Annotated in this window: 10 protein-coding genes and 3 pseudogenes; all 13 read right to left on the bottom strand. The window is 62.8% G+C overall.

The window, feature by feature from the left end; all coding sequences use genetic code 11:
- Positions 1 to 15: 15 nt before the first annotated feature.
- The 13 genes and pseudogenes from AAG895_RS06310 to AAG895_RS06250 all read right to left on the bottom strand — a co-directional run bounded on the left by AAG895_RS06310 (position 16) and on the right by AAG895_RS06250 (position 16,060).
- Positions 16 to 843 carry a class III extradiol ring-cleavage dioxygenase gene (locus AAG895_RS06310; protein WP_345794669.1) on the bottom strand — a complete coding sequence of 276 codons (828 nt, stop codon included), beginning with the start codon at positions 841 to 843 and terminating at the stop codon, positions 16 to 18.
- A gap of 200 nt (positions 844 to 1,043) precedes the next feature.
- Positions 1,044 to 1,293 (bottom strand): annotated as a pseudogene (locus tag AAG895_RS06305) (IS66 family transposase zinc-finger binding domain-containing protein); the annotation flags it as partial.
- 93 nt (positions 1,294 to 1,386) lie between these two features.
- A complete protein-coding gene (locus tag AAG895_RS06300; RefSeq protein WP_345794668.1) occupies positions 1,387 to 1,812 on the bottom strand; it encodes a type II toxin-antitoxin system VapC family toxin in 426 nt (141 codons plus the stop codon).
- On the bottom strand, positions 1,812 to 2,024 hold the full coding sequence (locus tag AAG895_RS06295; protein WP_345794667.1) for a DNA-binding protein: 213 nt from the start codon (positions 2,022 to 2,024) through the stop codon (positions 1,812 to 1,814). Before AAG895_RS06295 ends, AAG895_RS06300 begins: the two co-directional genes overlap by 1 nt.
- A gap of 268 nt (positions 2,025 to 2,292) precedes the next feature.
- Positions 2,293 to 2,919: pseudogene (gene istB / locus AAG895_RS06290) on the bottom strand (IS21-like element helper ATPase IstB); the annotation flags it as partial.
- 43 nt (positions 2,920 to 2,962) lie between these two features.
- A pseudogene (locus tag AAG895_RS06285) lies at positions 2,963 to 3,049 on the bottom strand (integrase); the annotation flags it as partial.
- A 331-nt stretch (positions 3,050 to 3,380) separates the two neighbouring features.
- Positions 3,381 to 4,484, bottom strand: a complete 1,104-nt coding sequence (locus AAG895_RS06280) for a hypothetical protein (RefSeq protein ID WP_345794666.1) — start codon at positions 4,482 to 4,484, stop codon at positions 3,381 to 3,383.
- Positions 4,485 to 4,616: 132 nt separating this feature from the next.
- The gene (locus AAG895_RS06275) at positions 4,617 to 7,442 is read right to left on the bottom strand and encodes a DUF499 domain-containing protein (protein ID WP_345794665.1); all 2,826 of its coding nucleotides are present in this window, start codon (positions 7,440 to 7,442) and stop codon (positions 4,617 to 4,619) included.
- A gap of 80 nt (positions 7,443 to 7,522) precedes the next feature.
- Positions 7,523 to 9,280 (bottom strand): hypothetical protein, encoded by a 1,758-nt coding sequence (locus tag AAG895_RS06270; protein WP_345794664.1) that lies wholly within the window; start codon positions 9,278 to 9,280, stop codon positions 7,523 to 7,525.
- Between the two features lie 27 nt (positions 9,281 to 9,307).
- Positions 9,308 to 10,840, bottom strand: coding sequence for a hypothetical protein (locus AAG895_RS06265; protein WP_345794663.1), 1,533 nt, complete (start codon positions 10,838 to 10,840; stop codon positions 9,308 to 9,310).
- Positions 10,837 to 12,552 (bottom strand): DUF262 domain-containing protein, encoded by a 1,716-nt coding sequence (locus AAG895_RS06260; RefSeq protein ID WP_345794662.1) that lies wholly within the window; start codon positions 12,550 to 12,552, stop codon positions 10,837 to 10,839. Before AAG895_RS06260 ends, AAG895_RS06265 begins: the two co-directional genes overlap by 4 nt.
- A gap of 17 nt (positions 12,553 to 12,569) precedes the next feature.
- Positions 12,570 to 15,458, bottom strand: coding sequence for a DUF1156 domain-containing protein (locus tag AAG895_RS06255; protein ID WP_345794661.1), 2,889 nt, complete (start codon positions 15,456 to 15,458; stop codon positions 12,570 to 12,572).
- Between the two features lie 11 nt (positions 15,459 to 15,469).
- Positions 15,470 to 16,060, bottom strand: a complete 591-nt coding sequence (locus AAG895_RS06250) for a retron system putative HNH endonuclease (protein ID WP_345794660.1) — start codon at positions 16,058 to 16,060, stop codon at positions 15,470 to 15,472.
- Between the last annotated feature and the right edge of the window lies 1 nt (position 16,061).

Raw genomic sequence — 16,061 nt, 5'->3', positions numbered from 1 at the left:
GTCGATCGCGGGAACTCAGTCGGCCGCCCGGGTGTTCCCGGTGGCGTCCTGGCCGAGGGCGGGGTCCGCACCGAAGAGGAAGGAATCCATCGACAGCACGCCATGCACGATGCCGCCCTCGATGACGCTCGCGGGCACGGCCTGCGCCGCCGCGCCCGCGGCGACCAGCAGCGGCAGGTAGTGTTCGGCGGTGGGATGCGCCCTGCGTGCGTGCGGCGCGATCGCGAGCGCCCGCCGCAGACGCTCATGATCGCCCGCCAGCACCGCGTCGCGCACCCAGTGCGCGAACTCGGTCGCGTAGGCTTCTGCGCGCGGATCGCCGAGGCGGAACTCGTACAGGTTATGAGTCAGGCTGCCGGAACCCACGATCAGCACGCCCGCGTTCGCCAGCGGCGCCAGTGCGCGACCGTACTGATAGGCGCCATCGGCGTCCAGCCACACCGGCAGCGACACCTGCAGCACGGGCACGTCGGCCTCGGGGTAGAGGTGCATCAGCGGCACCCAGGCGCCGTGGTCGAGCCCGCGGTCGGCATCGGGGGCGGCGGCCAGCCCTGCCGCCGCGAGCAGTTCGAGCGCGCGGCGAGCGACGAGATGCGCACCCGCGGCCGGGTAGCGCAGCGTGTAGAGCGCCGGGTCGAAGCCACCGAAGTCGTGGATCGTCTCCGGCCGCGGCGACAGGGTGACCCGCGGCTGGCGCGTCATCCAGTGCGGCGAGACCACCAGCACCGCCTGCGGGCGCGGTAGCCGGCGTCCCAGCGCGGCGAGATTCGCGCCCGCGAGGCCGGGGTCGAGCGCAAACGTGGGCGCGCCGTGCGAGACGAACAGGGTAGGAAGGGCGTGCATCCGAATTCTCCAGAAAGACGGCGCTGTCGCGAGCCAGCTCCAGCATCGATCCCGGCCTGCGAAGGCTCCGATCCTCTGCATCAGCAGTCGCGCAGTGATGCGCCGTCCATGGATCGCACTCTACGGCGCCCAGGCGACTGAGATAAACAGCCCGCCTGAAAAGTCACCGTTCCGAATTTGGAGACAATCTACCCCTCGTGTGGAATCGCCAACCCGGCTCGGCCGAAGATGCCTTCCTGACGATACAGCGGCAGTGGGTCCTGATGCCTGCACCGGGGTCTCGCACGTGCCGCACGCCCAATTGCCCCGGATGTGGCGCGCGAAGGTGAAGCGCCCCGGGGTGTAGTCGCGCCTCTCGGCGACGTCCTCGCCGATGGGGCGGATCTGACGGCCGCAGGCGCGGGTGGTCGAATCGGGTTCGTGAGGGATCTCGCTGCGCGGCAGCTCGGGCTCTTGCACACTGATCAGAACACTACCGTGTTCCCGATTCTCGGCACTCCAGCGGTTAGGCACCGAGGATAGCGGAACGCTGCCGCTCGCCTCTCAGGTCACCAAGGGCGGGCTAAACGGATTGATGCTCCGCACCCCGGCCGACTTGAAGTCTTCCGTGTTGCGCGTAACGACGGTTAGGTCGTAGATGAGGGCGATGGCTGCAATCTGCTTGTCGATGGGATGCTGAGGACTCGGTGACATCAGTCGGCCCCAGAGCTGAGCACAGTCGAGGTCAAAGCCCAGAATACGTTCTGCATAGTCAGCGACCACCCTATCCAGCCAGGCTTCGAGTCGCGCGGCCTGCTCGCAGTCACCGCGATTACGGATGTTCTCTAGGCCCCGGCGAATCTCACCGATTGTCTGGACCGACAGATAGATGTCCTCCGCGGCCAGGGTGGCGAAAAAGGCGGTCACGCCCGGATTGGCACGCCCACCTTTTCGCAACTCGCTGATGATATTGGTGCCGAGCAGGTACATCAGCCCTGCCTGAGGTTGAAGTCTTCATCGGTACCCACGTCCGGCATGCTGGCCAGAACGTCTTTGAAGGTCCGCCGCGCAGGTCGGGCAAGCGCTGCCCGCAGGATTTCCCGATGCTCCGCCTCAGCGCTTCGACCGTGCCGCGCCGCCGCCTCCTTCAAAGCCTGCACGACTGAAGGGTCGATGTTACGAACGACAAGATTGGTCGCCATCGCGCGCTCCTGATGATTGCAATGCTTGCATCGTAGTGAACGCCGCAATCATTGCAATCACCATAAACGCCACAGGCTCGGCCGGACGCTGAATGCCGGCGCGCGTCTAAGACTACCCAGCGGTGCGCATTGAATTCTACCCAGGCACTTTAGCTGCTCGTCATGAAGCAGCCGATGTTCAGTGTAGTCGAGTTGCTGACCGCGAGTGTGCGCAGAGAAGCCCGCGAAGGGCGTAGCCCGAAGCGGGCTTCTCTGCGCGGGCGCCTGGTCAGAACGGTTCGTCCTCGGTAAGGGTTCCGCGCTTGGATTGCTCACGGTCCTTGATCCGCGACCGCGCGCTGGCCGAGCTCTGACGGAAGCAATAGGACTCGTTCCCGGTCTCGACAATGTGGCAGTGATGGGTGAGCCGGTCGAGCAGTGCCGTGGTCATCTTTGCGTCGCCGAACACGCTTGCCCATTCGCCGAAGCTCAGGTTGGTCGTGATCATCACGCTGGTGTGCTCGTAAAGCTTCGAGAGCAGGTGAAACAGCAGCGCTCCGCCGCTCTGGCTGAAGGGCAGGTAGCCCAGCTCATCGAGAATCACCAGGTCCATGCGCAGCAGCGAGAAGGCGAGCTTGCCGGCTTTGCCGGCCACCTTCTCCTACTCGAGCAGATTGACCAGATCAACGGTCGAGCAAAATCGCACCCGCTTGCTGTGCCGGGTGATCCCGAAGACGCCCAGCGCGGTGGCTAGGTGCGATTTGCCTGTGCCGGTGCCGCCGATGAACACGACGTTGTGGGCCTGCGGGGTGAAATCGAGCGTGGCGAGTTCCTGAATCAGCGCCCGCTCCACCTTCGACTGCTCGAAGTCGAACCCGGCCAAGTCCCGATGCACCGGGAACCGGGCCGCCTGCAACCCGGTACTTGAGCCGCCACAGCTTGCCGCCGCTCGGCGTCACCAGGAGAAAAAGCCCCTTCTCGTCGGCGTGCTTGCGCGCTTTCGCCTCGGGCTTGAGCGCCTTGATCTGCGTGTCGGTCAGGGGCATTTGGGGGTATCTCCGGCTGGGGGTACGCTGGCTTTCGCCTCATACCCCCAACTGCCCCCACAAACTTCCGGCTTCCACTAGCCGTTCTTGGACTACTCTGGACGCAAAAAAGCCCGGAATCCTTGATTTTATTGGGATTTCCGGGCTTTCTCGGACTACTTCGGAGGTGTTCGTGGTGGCCGAAGGGCTATCGAACTGTTGCCTAAAAGCCACATAACGAAAGCCTTTTAAGACCTCTAAGTCCTTTCATACCCCCAAAGATACCCCCAGCAACAGCAGGTGACGGGTCAATCGTCTTCCCTGCTCATCGATCCGACGGTCTGCCATGCAGCTACGCTGAAGCGGTGTTCTGCAGCACCAGGAACTTCGCGCCCTCTCGTTCCCGGATCTCCTCGACCCTCTGGGCAAAGTACGAGAGCGATAGCTTCTTCTCGGCCAGGAACCCCATATGGGCGTTGAAGCCCTGCAACACCTCGTTCTTCACCAGCAGTTTGTTTGCGTACTCGATGCAGGCGGGCTCGACGACTGACATCGCGCTGCGGACCAGTGTGGCCTTGTCAAGAGTTCGCCGTAACTCGTCAAACCACTGCACGCCGCGGTTGCTGTCGTTCGTGAAGTCGAGGAAGCGAATCAGGTTTGCGGCCGGCACCGACTGCACGTACCGGGCGTCAAACAGGCGTGCAGGGTCATCCTTGAGCAGCAGCTTGCCGCAGTGCTTGCGAGCGATCACACGCCAGTCGGCGTAGTGGCGAAGCATTTCATCCCGGGCGGCCTCACCCATGCCGAGGTCGCTCATTGCCATCACGCTGCCGAGGCAGGCGAGGACGTAGCAGTCCTCCGTCGCATTCAGTTCGGTGATGTCGTCGATCTCCCCGAGCTGGACCTTGTAGTGATGGGCCAGGGTCGTGAACAGCTGCTTGCTCTGAAGGAGCAAGTGTCGCCGCGTCTCGCCATCCGTGGCCTGCTGAGACAGACGCAGGTGATCGACCGCGGTCATAAGCTGGGCATGCTGCGAAGACTGCAGGAACTGCTTGATGGCTTTCGTCTGCTTCTCAAGAGTGCTCAGCCGCTTGTCGATGCGGTTCAGGCGAGAAGCAAGATAGGCGAAGCCAGTTACCGACGTGACGATACCCAAGCCCGACAGCGCGGTGGTCGCGATCGAGTAGTTCAGGATCTGATCGGTCGCCGCCTTCACCGCAGCCACGTTCGCGCTCAAGGCTTGCATCTGGATTCCGGTCACGACCGACCCGATCGCGCCCAAGCCTGGAACCGCACCAAGCAGGCCAGCAGAAGCCGGCATTGCCAAGTGGGAGACGATTCGACCTGCAGCGTCCCGGATCACCCCACCGTGAAGGCTCAGGTTGCCCGTCGCCAAACCAATCACCTGCTCAACGGGGATGGAACGGGCCACGCTCAAACCAAGTTCAGAAAGCATTTTCTTGTCTCGTTATGAAGTCAGCGCCGCGACGCTGACGTTCGTCCCGGCGGGAACCGAAGCAGGATGCAGCTATCGCCGAGCTAAGCTCGACAGCGCGCTCCCGGGCGTTGATCGGTTCAGAGATCGGGCTCAGTCGAACTCCGCGTTCTTGAATCTCAACACGTTGCAGTTCTCCCTCACTGCGCGCTGCAACCCGTCCTCGAAGCCCGCATCGCTCTCGGCGTCGATCTCGATCGAGATCCGCACCTTCACGCCCGGCTTCGCGGTGAAGTTCAGCACCACCTCGTCGATGATGTCGGCGAACTGCCGCTTCGCCATGACGGGATCGAGGTCGATCGTCCCGAAGAAGTGTGTCCGTGGCGCCGTGGTGGCCGCGGCTGGAGTGGAGAGAACGCGCGTGGTGGCGCCCGAGTCTGCAGCCTTTTGCGCACTGGGCGGTGTGCCAAGCGGATAGGTGACCGCTGCAGCGCCCGCAGCCTCCTGCGCGCGTTCGGCCGCGATGCGCTCGGCCTCCGCGTGTGCAAGCGACGGTTCGATCAGGATCAGCGCGGTGTCCAGAATGGGCGTCGTCCGCTTCGCGAAGCTGAAGCCCAGGTAGCGACCATCCTCCTTGCCTTGCGCGAAGCCGAAAAAATCCCGGCTCTCAGCACCCGCAGCAAGTGTGTTGTGGAACACGGCGTCGTCGCGCAGACGTGGCAGGTAGAGCTGCTGGCAGGTCTGCTGCCAGACGTTGAGCGCATTGGCCTCGCCAGTGCCGTCCTTCCAGAACCACGTCTTCAGCGCGTTGTGAAGGTGGATCGGCGCCCACTCCGTGATCAGCAGCTCGTTCTCGCGCAGCACGCGCTCGATCTCCTGCGTCAGGTTCTGCGCGCCGGAGTTGATCTGGAACGCTTCCCACTGCAGCTCCGAGAGCCCCTTGCCGCGCTCGGCGAACTGGGCCGGCGCCAGCATCCAGCGGTAGCTCTCCTTCACCATGCCGCGCAGTGCATCGTTAGCGTCGTCCAGGCTGCGGCTTGCCTGCCGGGCTTGGTACTGGTCGAGGTTGAGCTTGAGGTCCTTGATGTCGGCGACGATCGACTGCCAAGCCAGCACCGAGCGCACCTGATCCTTCAGGCGGCTCACGCTGTCCGCATCCGGGGCCAGGAAGATCAGGCGGTTCTGCTTGAAGCGCGGCTGCTCACCGCGGTGCTTGAGGATCTCCGTTGCGTAGCGGATCGCCGATTGATCGCCGCTGCGGCTGTAGCCGGCGGTCGGCGGCAACACCACCAGACGCAGCGCCCAGTCGTCGGGAATGTCGGCGCTGGCGGTGAACACATGCACCCCGCTGAACACCCCCGGCGCCAGGGTGCGCTGCACGCGGTCGCGCACCGCAGGAATCACATCGTCCTTGTCCTGAAAGCGCCGTTTGCGGTCTTCCATCTCGCGGCGCAGGTTGGGCCGCGTGTCGAACCAGAAGCGGTTGTTGCCCGAGTTGAGATAGTGCAAGCGGTCGTTCAGGCGGCGCAGCGCGTCCTTGAACACGCCGATCTGCTGCCCGGGCTGCACACATCCCAGCAATACCCGCTCGAGCTCGATGCCGCGCACCATTTGGCTGGAGGTCGTTGGCGCGCTGCCCAGGAAGATCGTCCGCGCGGTGCGCCGGCACGCCTGCACGCTGCCCAGGCGAGTATCCACGCTCTCCAGCGCGGTGGTCTCCGCGCGCTCGCCGTCGACGTCGCGTTCCAGCACCGGGTCCCAGCCCTGCGGCAGGTAGTAGATCGACTCGTTGCGGGTGTCGGCATCGTACAGCGGCAGGCTACCCGGCATGATCAGCAGGTCGGCGTTGTTGTCCTTCCACAGCCGGTGGATGATCTTCGCCATGAGCTTCAGCACGCCGCGGGTGCGCTGGAAGTTGTCGAGCGAAGACCAGTCCTCGTAAAGGCGCACGAAGACCTCGGGGTGGATCGGGTAGGCGTGCATCAGGCGCTCGAAGTAGCGTGCCTCCTGGGTCTCGTGCGGCAGATCGGCTGCGTTGGCGATGTAGTAGTCGGCAAAGGCCCGGCATACCGCCTCGGCACCCAGCTTGTCGCCGATGCTCGAGAAAAGCCGACGACGCACGATCTCGAAGGCCTCTTCGGACGACACCGGCTTCCACAGCGCCTGGACCCGCCCGAAGTAATGCGACAGGGCAGCCAACGCCTTCACGCCGCGCTGGCTGCCGGCTTCCTTGTCCGACTCGGGCAGCGAGGCCAGCAACACCGCCGTCGACACGGCCTTGAGCGCCTCGGTCAGCGCCTGCAAGAAGCTCAGGTTCGAGTCGAAGGATCCGCCCGACAGCGTCTTGCCTTCCTCGAACTGGCGGATGTAGGCCACCAGCTCGTCGATCAGGATCACGCATGGTGCGTAGCGGCCGAGCAGATCCGCCAGCACGCCCTTGCCCGGCGAGGTGCCGGACTCGTCCGCGTCGCGCACCATGGCGTAGCCCTCGGCGCCACCGAGTTGCCATGCGAGCTCGCCCCAGAGCGTGTTGACCGCCAGCCCGTCGCGCTTCATCGGCTGGTTGGGCGAAAGGCGAATGCCGTCGAGCACCGCAATGCGCGCCCGCGGCATTTCCACCACGCCGGCCGCGTTCAGGATCGACGGAATGCCGGGCATGTCCGAGGCCGACACTTCGCCTTTGGCTAGGTGATACACCGCCAGCATCGTGTGCGTCTTGCCGCCACCGAAGGCTGTCTGCAGTTGGATCACCGGATCGCCACCGCGGCCGGTCAGGCGATGCACCACCGAGTCGAGCAGCAGACGCATGCCTTCGGTGATGAAGGTGCGCTGGAAGAACAGCGACGGGTCCTGGTACTCGGCGGTCGCCGTGCCCAGATGCACGCGCGACAGGTCGGCCGCGAACTCGGCCTGTTGGAAGGTGCCCTTGAGCACGTCCTCGTGCGGAACGGCGATCTCGCGCCACGGTTTCAAACTCATCCCCATCATCTCCCATGAAGCTGCAGCAGCACGTCGCGTCGGCAACTTCGATACCGCCAATATTCTTGACTCAACTTGGTCTAGGCCCCACTCACCTGCAGGTTCCCTACCGCATACGCTGTTCTGCCCCCACCACCGGCAAAGGCTTCGGGGCCATCCACAGTCTCCGGAAGTTCATGTGCCGCGCCGCCAATCGCCACTGCCAGCTGCGGATAGACAGGCTCCAACTCCGGGCTCTCGTCCAGAATCCAGCTCGGTAACGGATCCACGAGCTTGCGTGCGATCCGCTTGCCGCGCACTTCTACCCACCCCTCGGCCAGCGCGCGCATCATCGGCAAGCTTGCCCCGCCACCCGTCAGAATCACCGTGAGATCGGTCTTGGTGAGGTAGCTCAGCCACGTGTCGTGCAGCCCTTCCAACACATCCCTGAAGCCCTGCTCGACACGCTCGGAAAACTCCCTGACCGGCCGCGAAGCCATGAAGTCGCCCAGTTCGATCCTTCCGAGCGTACCGTCGCTAAGCGCATACTGGACCGTGGTGTCGGCAAACAAACGCTCCTTAAATCCACGTATGCGACGGCTCAGATCGGCTGCAACCAGCCGACCGTGAGGCTCGGTCAGGTCGACACCCTGGGCATCCAGGATGAACTTCTTAAGCATCATGTCGATCCGATCGCCGGCCTGCATCAGGGCCTTGATTGAGCCCGGCACCTGAAACACCCGCGTGATCTCTCGCTGCTCATCCTCGCGAAGGAGGAAGAGGCCAAAGTCGGTCGTGCCTGCTCCTACATCGATCACCATGAAAGGAAGACGCTTGTCCTCGCCGTCGACAAGGGCACCTGCCGCCACGGCCACGGGCTCCGGCACACCGTCGGCGATCAAATACTCGGGGCGCCGCTCAAGGGCACGCACCAGATCGACAGCAGCCTTAACTTCTGCCACATCCAGACCGCCCTGCCACCGTCCGTGAAAGGTGTCCGCAAGAATCTGCGCTTCGGCCATCCAGTGGCGCATCAACCGGTCCGCCCATGACTTCTGCGCAGAAGACGGCCAGCACGGATGCGCAAATCTCCGCCGTACATAGCGGGAGAGCGGGCCTTTCGTGTCTTCCACCGACCAAGTCTGAACCTGAGAAACGGCCAGATCAGTCAAATAGGCCAAATAAATCCGGATCAAATCGCCTTCGGTCAGCTTGACCTGCGTCGGATTCATTTCGGCCCGCAAAGGGTAGGCATCGAGATTCCCATCCGAGCGCTGACTCAGCCAGCTCTTGATCGAATCCAGGCGCGCCCGGTTGGAGTCTGAAAGCTCCTGGCTTGCATCCACGGCTTCGAAGCCAAACAGCACCTTTCCGCCATCGGTAATGAAGACTGATGACGGCACTGCATAGCCTTCCCCGCCGGCTTGCGCGCCCAACTCCAGCTCAAACGGCTGACCATCGTCCGACTGAGCAAACGCCTTGGACATGGCCGTCCCGAAGTCCAGGCAAAGCAGCACATTGGGGTCATCAGGCGTGCTCCTGTCCAGTGCGTCGGTAACCAAGACGACCTTCGGCTGGACCGTTTTCGGCACCTCAGGAGGGGGCACATCCTCCTGGGGTGGCGGCACGGGAATGACTTGTTCCGCAGTAGTCGGGGGGGCATCCGCTACGCGGCCTGCCACAGACGGCGGCGTAGGTGTTTCGACTGGGGTCGCAGACGGACTCGCAGTTCCGCCCCGCAGCACGGCCAAGGCCACACCCAGCGCCTGACGCTCTGCAGACGAAACAGTCCCGATGGCATTGCGATCGATACGCTCGATCAAACTCTCAAGCAGAAACTTGGCAATCTCTGGATTCACCTACCGCCTCCTTTACCGCGTTCTGAGTTATTCGACCAATCCCTTCAACACCACGTCGCCTGCCGTTCCGTCCTTGCGTATGCGCACCACCGCAGGCTGGCGGACGATGACCTTCTGGCGCGCCACATCACCCACCGCCTGAAAATACTTCGGTGCGAAATCGGTCTCTTGCCCGACCTCACCATAAAGGGCGAGGCCGCGCTGCTGGGCAACTTGGTCCATCTGCAGCAGCAAGCCCTCGAAGCGCTGGAAGCAGTCCTGGGTGACACTCACTAGGCTCTGCTCGTAGATGTCGAGCACGGAGATCACAGGCTCCTTCACACCTGCAACCGCTTGCCGGGCTTCCCTGGCCGCGTTCAGCGCAAGCCCGATCGCCACGTCGGCCTCACGCGCCCCCACCTCCAACGCGGTGCTGCTGGCCTCGCGCCGAGCCACGACACGGCCATGGATGAGCCACTGCCGGGTGTCCTCATCCAGCTCTGGGTGCCGCTCCGCGATCTCCTTTGCAATCGCGCGCGCCCGAAGTGGATAGTTGCACAGCATGTCGAGCTGATCCAAGAGACCTTGGTCACGGACACCTTGCCGTCCCAGCAGGATCAGGGCCTCCCTGACGTCCTTAATCAGCAGAGATAAGGCGCCCTGAAGTGCATCCGGCCAACTACTACTGCCCAGCATGTGCCTGCAGTAGGCCACCGCCCTAAACACCACTGGATCGGTCGCCACAGAAAAGCGCGTGCGAACAATCTCGTGGGTCAGCAGAATTACCTCTTCGGCCAACTCGTTCTGGACCTTCTCTTCCTTCGGCCGACCCACTGCCCGCAGGGGCAGGTTCACCAGTTCATGCAATGCCTTACCGATCTCATCGCCAGCTTCCAGCTCGGACGTGGGAATCAGGCCGCGCAAAGCAGAAAGCGTCCGCGCCTGCCGGCGAGCGACGGAGTCGCCCGGCTTCTCCGTTTCGGGCCTAACGCTGGCCATGGCCCGTGCGACGCTCCTCAGCAGTTCAGCCAGCGTCGGGCTACGGGCCAGCAGGGCGGAAATCATCTCCTCACGCGCCTTCTCGCCTGTTTCCTCGCAAGCGATCGCGTCCGCAAGAAACGCATTCAACCAAGCACCGTCGGCAAGGCTCAGCGCGCGCGCCACGTTCAGCCGATCATCGGCCTCCTTCAGCAGCTGCAACGCTGGAAAGTCCTCGTCCATCGCGGGCGCCAGCCACTGCTGCAAACTGGGCTGCAGGCGCTTCACCACCTGCGCGGAGTGGACTACGCAGGCAATCGCCAGCAGGCGGGACTCGGGCTCCTCGCTACGGTCGGCTGCCACCCGTGTCAGGCTCGCCAGCCCAGCCTGGAAACGCGCGTCATCTGCCTGCTTGGGGATCAGCTTCTCCCGCATCAAGGCTTTGAGTGCTTTTTGCTTCTGCGCAACCGGGCTGTCAGACGCAAAGACGTCGAATGCAAGGTCACCGCTGATCGCGTCAGACATTTCGGCGTGCGTCATGGCAAGCCCCCCCCCTGTCAGCAGCTGCAGACGACCAGAAACACCTCGCGCGGCACTGTTCACGCCAACTCCTCCTCGTCCTTGCGCAGCATGTAGGCGAACTTCTCCTTGATCAGCGCCTTGCGAGCGGCGACGAAATCGTCGTAACGCTCCAGCGTCCACAGCTCTGGGTTGTCCGGAATCAGGTGCATTTGCAGGTAGCGCTCATGCGTTGCATCAGACGAGAATCGCGAACGGGCAAACCACTCTGCGGGCGGGTTATCACACTTACCCGAAAAGCCGTTTTCATCGGCCGTCAGCAGCATGCAGTTGGCGAGCTGATCGCGGTGCTCCGCGCGGTAGTGCAGGATGTTGCGCTTGCCGCTTTCGGGGTTGATGTCCTTCACGGTCTTCAACAGGCTCTGCGGGAAGATGTGATCCACCTGCGGGCCGTTGGCATCCAGTGCGGGTGAATAGTCGAAGTCCCGGTACCAGAGGTTGAAGAAGAGGTGGATCGTCCTCGACCCGTAGTACTGGTCGAAGATCACCGCCGGCGTAATCTCCAGGCTGCGCCCTTCCGCACGGATCACCCCGTAGATCTCAGAGAGGACGAAATCCTGCTGTTCCTGGATGTTGCGCACCAGCTTGTCGATCAGGTTGTCCGGGCTGCCGCCGAACACCCCTGCCACCAGCACCCGCAGCAGATAGGCCGCCATGTCCTGGTTGGCGGCGAACTTCGCCGGGTGGTGGAAACGGTAGTAAATGAGCGGGATCAGCGCCAGATAGGAAGGCATCGCCCGATCAGATCGGATGTACGTCTTGGAGACCAGCAGATCCCGCACCGCCCTGATCGCCTCGGCCAGCTCATCCCATTTGGCGATGATCTCCTCCTTGGTCTTGCCGTCCCGGAACTTGCCGACCTCGTATCGCGCGCCTCTGCCCAGCATGGTCAGGCAGGACTTCAGCACGAAGTCGCGATCGAAATCGAAGCTTCCCTGGTTGAGGTCTTCCAGCAGCGCTTCCATCTCGCCATCGGCCTCGTCCCAGCTCGAAGTCAGCAACGAGAACAGCAGATCCGACTTGCCCAGCTTGGTACCGCCGGAATTGGCGCGGATGAAGATCTCGACGATGTCATCGACCCGGTAGGCATCCGGGTTGTCGATGCCATCTAGCTCCTGGAAGGTGATGTTGTCGTCGTTGACGAACTCCTGCCTCGCCCGTCCGACGTTGAGCTCGATCATGTCCTCCTCGTCATCGGACAAGGCCGCTGGCGCCGAGCGGATGATCTCCTTGGCAATCTGGTTGTCTAGTTTCTTTTTTTCAAACACCAGATCCTTGAACCGCAACCAGGGCCAGCCTGGATTAACCGGCTTGAACGCGAAGCGAAAGCGAATGTCCTCCGGCGCGGCCGCAGCGCCGCCGCTGAGCACGTCGAAGTAAAGTTCGCGCCCCTCGTAGCTGCCGCGCAAGCCGATGAACAGGCTCTGCAGGCGCTGCTGCCCATCGAGCACCATCATCTTCGAGCGCGTGTTGTCCGGGACGTAGAAGTCGGTCAGCTTGATGTCGCGCCGGTAGTTATCGATGAACTTGCGGTGCTTCACCGCCTCCTTCGTCTTCCACACCAGCAGCGTGCTAATCGGGTACTCGCGCATGATCGAATCGAACAGGCGCGTAATCTGCTCCTCACTCCACACGAAGGGGCGTTGGATGTTCGGCAGCCAGAAGCCTCCGCCTTCCGCCTCGTCGTCGTTCAGGTAGCTGACGATCTTCCGGATCGGCAGTTTCTTGTTCTGCATCGTTCTCGATTCCTAAATCAGATATCCAGACTACCCTGCGACCCCACATGCCCTGCCTCGCTCGCCCCGCGCTCCACGCCGCTCCAGGCGGTGATCAGCTCGTTGTAGGCGCGGGCGTCTTCGGCCCAGCCTTTGCGCTCGCACAGGGTGTACAGGCGGTAGGCCAGCGCGCGGATGGGTTCGGCACGGGCGGGCATGCGGGCGAGCAGCGCGCCGGCGGCGGTTTCGCCGTCCTGGTTGAGGGCGCGGATCATCTGGTGCAGCGCTTCCCACACCGGCACGCGGGTGTCGGTTTCCGGGTTCCAGTCGCGCGGCATCTCGGCCCATTTCAGCAGGCGCAGATCGCCCTTGCCGGATTCGACCACGCCGGCCTCGGTCAGGCCGGTGACGCTGGTGCCCTTGGCGCGGGCGAGCACGTCGGCCTCGCCATACTTGCCGGTGGCCCAGCCCTGGCCCTCGAACCAGTGCAGGCAGAACTGGGTGTCGTGGTCGAAGTCGTCCTCGGCGAGGAAGCGGTTGATGAGCTGCAGCGCGGTGCGCACGCTCATCGGCTTGCCGTCGGCTTCCAGCACCGCCGCGTACTGGCTGAAGATCGCCATGCCGGGGCCGATGATGGCCTGGGACAGATCGACCGGCGCCACCGGACTGTTGATGCCGCCGCGGGTCATGTCCATCAGTGCCTCGGGAAGCACGGCGTTGAGTTCGCGGATGAACTCGCGGCGGCTGACGGTGGCAGCGTCGGCGTCGCGCTTGCGGCAGACGAGGACAATGCTGGAGGCCAGGGCGTTGCTGTCTTGGTTACGCTTTCGGTTCTCCCTTTCCGTGCTCATAGGCCACGTACCCGTGATCGCAAATCCCGCATCAATCACAGCACCAAGGAATGTCTCCCATCCGGTACTCGCTGTACCTCCCTTAACCTCAGTCTCGGCCTGCTTGAAAGCGTAATAGATCGTTACAGGGAAGGTCGAATGAGCGTGCATTGCGATGTTCTGCATAGTGCTCGTCATACCCTCAAGGAAGAACCGCTCCGCAGCCTCTTTACCGCCATGCCTGTGCGGTGTGGCAACAAGCTCTTCTTGCTTGGGAACTGCCAGTGTTCCAAAAAGAGCTGGATAGACTGGCTTTAACGATCGTCTCAACCACATATAGAAAAAATCTGACAGGTCGGCGTATCCAATGTTGTCGTAATACGGCGGATCCGTTGACACAACCTTGGCGGTGCTTATCGTTTGTGTGCTTGCGTCCTGCTGTAAGGCATTTCCAATAGCCCCTGGGGTTGCGCCGTTTGCAAGCAAACCAGCAACTGTATTCTCGAGCATGCTTTCAAATGAACCGCTTGGACCTGTGACAACATTTGCCTCTGCAAAGTCCCACGACATTGGAAGTGCTTGCCGACCAAAGGTATCTCCGGGGCACTGCACACCCGACTTGAATGTGACGATCGTACTCGATCGATTTGCTGTTTTGCTCGCGCTGAGGGCCAGATAAACACCTACCGCCTGTGCATATCCTGTTGCCCCAGTCCCATTTAACTCGAGAGGAATACCATCATCAGCGACACCAGAAGTCATCGCATCCGCTCTCACTTTTTCAATGGCCTCTCCGACCAAGTCACAAAAGGTTGAAAGGGCAAGCAGTTGCCGCTTCGTAAAGAGGTCACTCCATTTCGTCAACCCATAATTCCCAACGCGAAAACCGAGTGCTTGTTGGAAGAATTCAGTATCCGGTTGCCAAGTCGGTGAAGCTTGATTCGCAATGAATTCGTGCTTTCGAGTTGGTGCTAGATAAATGCGCCCACGAACACCCTCGGCGACAATCGCCATCAGACGCGCACCCATGCGCCCCGCTTGACCTTCAGCCTTGATGTAGTCGCCCCCAATCGGAGCACCAGAGAGAAGGCATTGGAAATTGGCACCACGCCCTGTAGCTTTGGTGCCAGTTTTCGCTCCCTCGGTCAGCGCTCCTACCTTCACAGTGAACCGGTAACCATCCCCCTCAACCACCGGCTCCACATACGCCTCTTTGCCTTCCTTGCTCGACAGCACGAAGGTCGAGGCCAGCGGCACTTCGGCATGGCTGAAGGCGGGGTTGGGGCTTTTTACCGTGCGCGCCCACAGCCACGCGATCACGGTGAGCTTCTGCCCGAGCAGCGGCTTCAGGTCCGGGCGCTCGGCGACCATCTCGGCGGTAACTTCGATCTTCGGGTACAGGTAGCCGATGCGCTTTTCCGCTTCCGCCCGCATCCAGACGCCGTAGCGGCGCACGTCCTCGGCCAGACCCTTGGCGCCGGACCAGTCTTCGGCCAGCTTGCCCTGCTTGTCGCCGGGGATGTGCGGCCCCACCGGCGCGCGGCCGGCAAAGCGCGGCGGGATCTCGATCATCGCCTTGTTGATGGTGACCGCCACCGGGTTGAGGTCGCTGGCGTAGCTCTCCAGCCCCAGGCGCTGCGCCTCCAGCGGCAGCGCGCCCCCGCCCGCGAAAGGATCATGGAAGGCGGGCAGCTTGTCCGGGTTGAAGAACTCGGCCGCCTGCGGGTGGCCCTTGTTGAGCGCGCAGGTCTCGCGCCAGCTCTTCCAGATCTCCTCGCGGGCGCGGGCGAGCACCTCTTCGTTGTTGGTGTTCTCCCACTGCACGAGGTCTTCGATGATCTTGAAAAGACGCTCGCGCTCGATGGCGGCCTTTTCCTTGTTCACCCCGCGCCCCAGGTGGCGCTCATAGCCGGGGTCATTGACCATCTGCGCAAAGATCACCGCCCGTGCGGCCGCCAAGGGCCGGCGCGCCCACCACAGGTGCAGCGTGCTGGGGTGGCCGTGGCGGATCGACTTCTCGCGCGCCGCGGCGACGTTGATGGCGTCGAGCGGGAGGGCGACTTCGATGAGTTTTTTGGGGGTTTTGATGGGGGTCATGTCTCGGGGTGTCAGAAAGCGGACGCCAGGATGTGCCGATACGGCGCGCTTTGGAGAAAGTCGGGAAAATCTGCGGGCGCCGCCTGAAGGACTGCAATGGCGCTGGCGAGCCAGCGCCTGCGCTCATCCACAAGATCGGAGTCCTTGTTCAGGCCCAGCATGTCGCGCGTCTGGACGACGGCGTGCCGGCGTTGCCGGGTCAGTTCGGGTAGAGGTTCGATGGTGCCGTCGGTGGACAGCGCCCATTCGGCATTGCAGCCCGGGCCGGGTTCGATCGGCAGCAGGCCGTCTTGCTTCTTCTGCCCGCAGGTTTTCGGGTTGATGCAGCTGTGGGCGTAGTTGCTGTAAGCGAAGCACAGGTCCGGTCTGGCATTGGCGCCAGCCTTGGGCTTGATGTGGTCGATCTGGCCTTCGGTCGGCTGCAGAGGTTTTTCGCAGTAGGCGCACAGGCCGCCCTGATCCTTGTTCAGATCGGCTTTGACGGCTAACTTGATCGGCTGGAAGGCTCGACTGTCGAAGTCGGCAGCGGCCAGCGCGGGATGGGCTCCGACAAAATCCGTCAGCGCCGGGGTTGGCGTAGTACGGTGTTGCAGTTCAACCATG

Source organism: Thauera sp. JM12B12, assembly GCF_039614725.1.
Classification (GTDB): Bacteria; Pseudomonadota; Gammaproteobacteria; order Burkholderiales; family Rhodocyclaceae; genus Thauera.
This window is presented reverse-complemented; position numbering and strand designations above follow the sequence as displayed.

What these genes read in the sequence shown, in the direction of transcription:
- AAG895_RS06260 (WP_345794662.1), bottom strand. Translation starts at nt 12,552, where the DNA reads ATGCAGAACAAGAAACTGCCGATCCGGAAGATCGTCAGCTACCTGAAC.
- AAG895_RS06310 (WP_345794669.1), bottom strand. Translation starts at nt 843, where the DNA reads ATGCACGCCCTTCCTACCCTGTTCGTCTCGCACGGCGCGCCCACGTTT.
- AAG895_RS06280 (WP_345794666.1), bottom strand. Translation starts at nt 4,484, where the DNA reads ATGCTTTCTGAACTTGGTTTGAGCGTGGCCCGTTCCATCCCCGTTGAG.
- AAG895_RS06300 (WP_345794668.1), bottom strand. Translation starts at nt 1,812, where the DNA reads ATGTACCTGCTCGGCACCAATATCATCAGCGAGTTGCGAAAAGGTGGG.
- AAG895_RS06295 (WP_345794667.1), bottom strand. Translation starts at nt 2,024, where the DNA reads ATGGCGACCAATCTTGTCGTTCGTAACATCGACCCTTCAGTCGTGCAG.
- AAG895_RS06275 (WP_345794665.1), bottom strand. Translation starts at nt 7,442, where the DNA reads ATGAGTTTGAAACCGTGGCGCGAGATCGCCGTTCCGCACGAGGACGTG.
- AAG895_RS06255 (WP_345794661.1), bottom strand. Translation starts at nt 15,458, where the DNA reads ATGACCCCCATCAAAACCCCCAAAAAACTCATCGAAGTCGCCCTCCCG.
- AAG895_RS06250 (WP_345794660.1), bottom strand. Translation starts at nt 16,060, where the DNA reads ATGGTTGAACTGCAACACCGTACTACGCCAACCCCGGCGCTGACGGAT.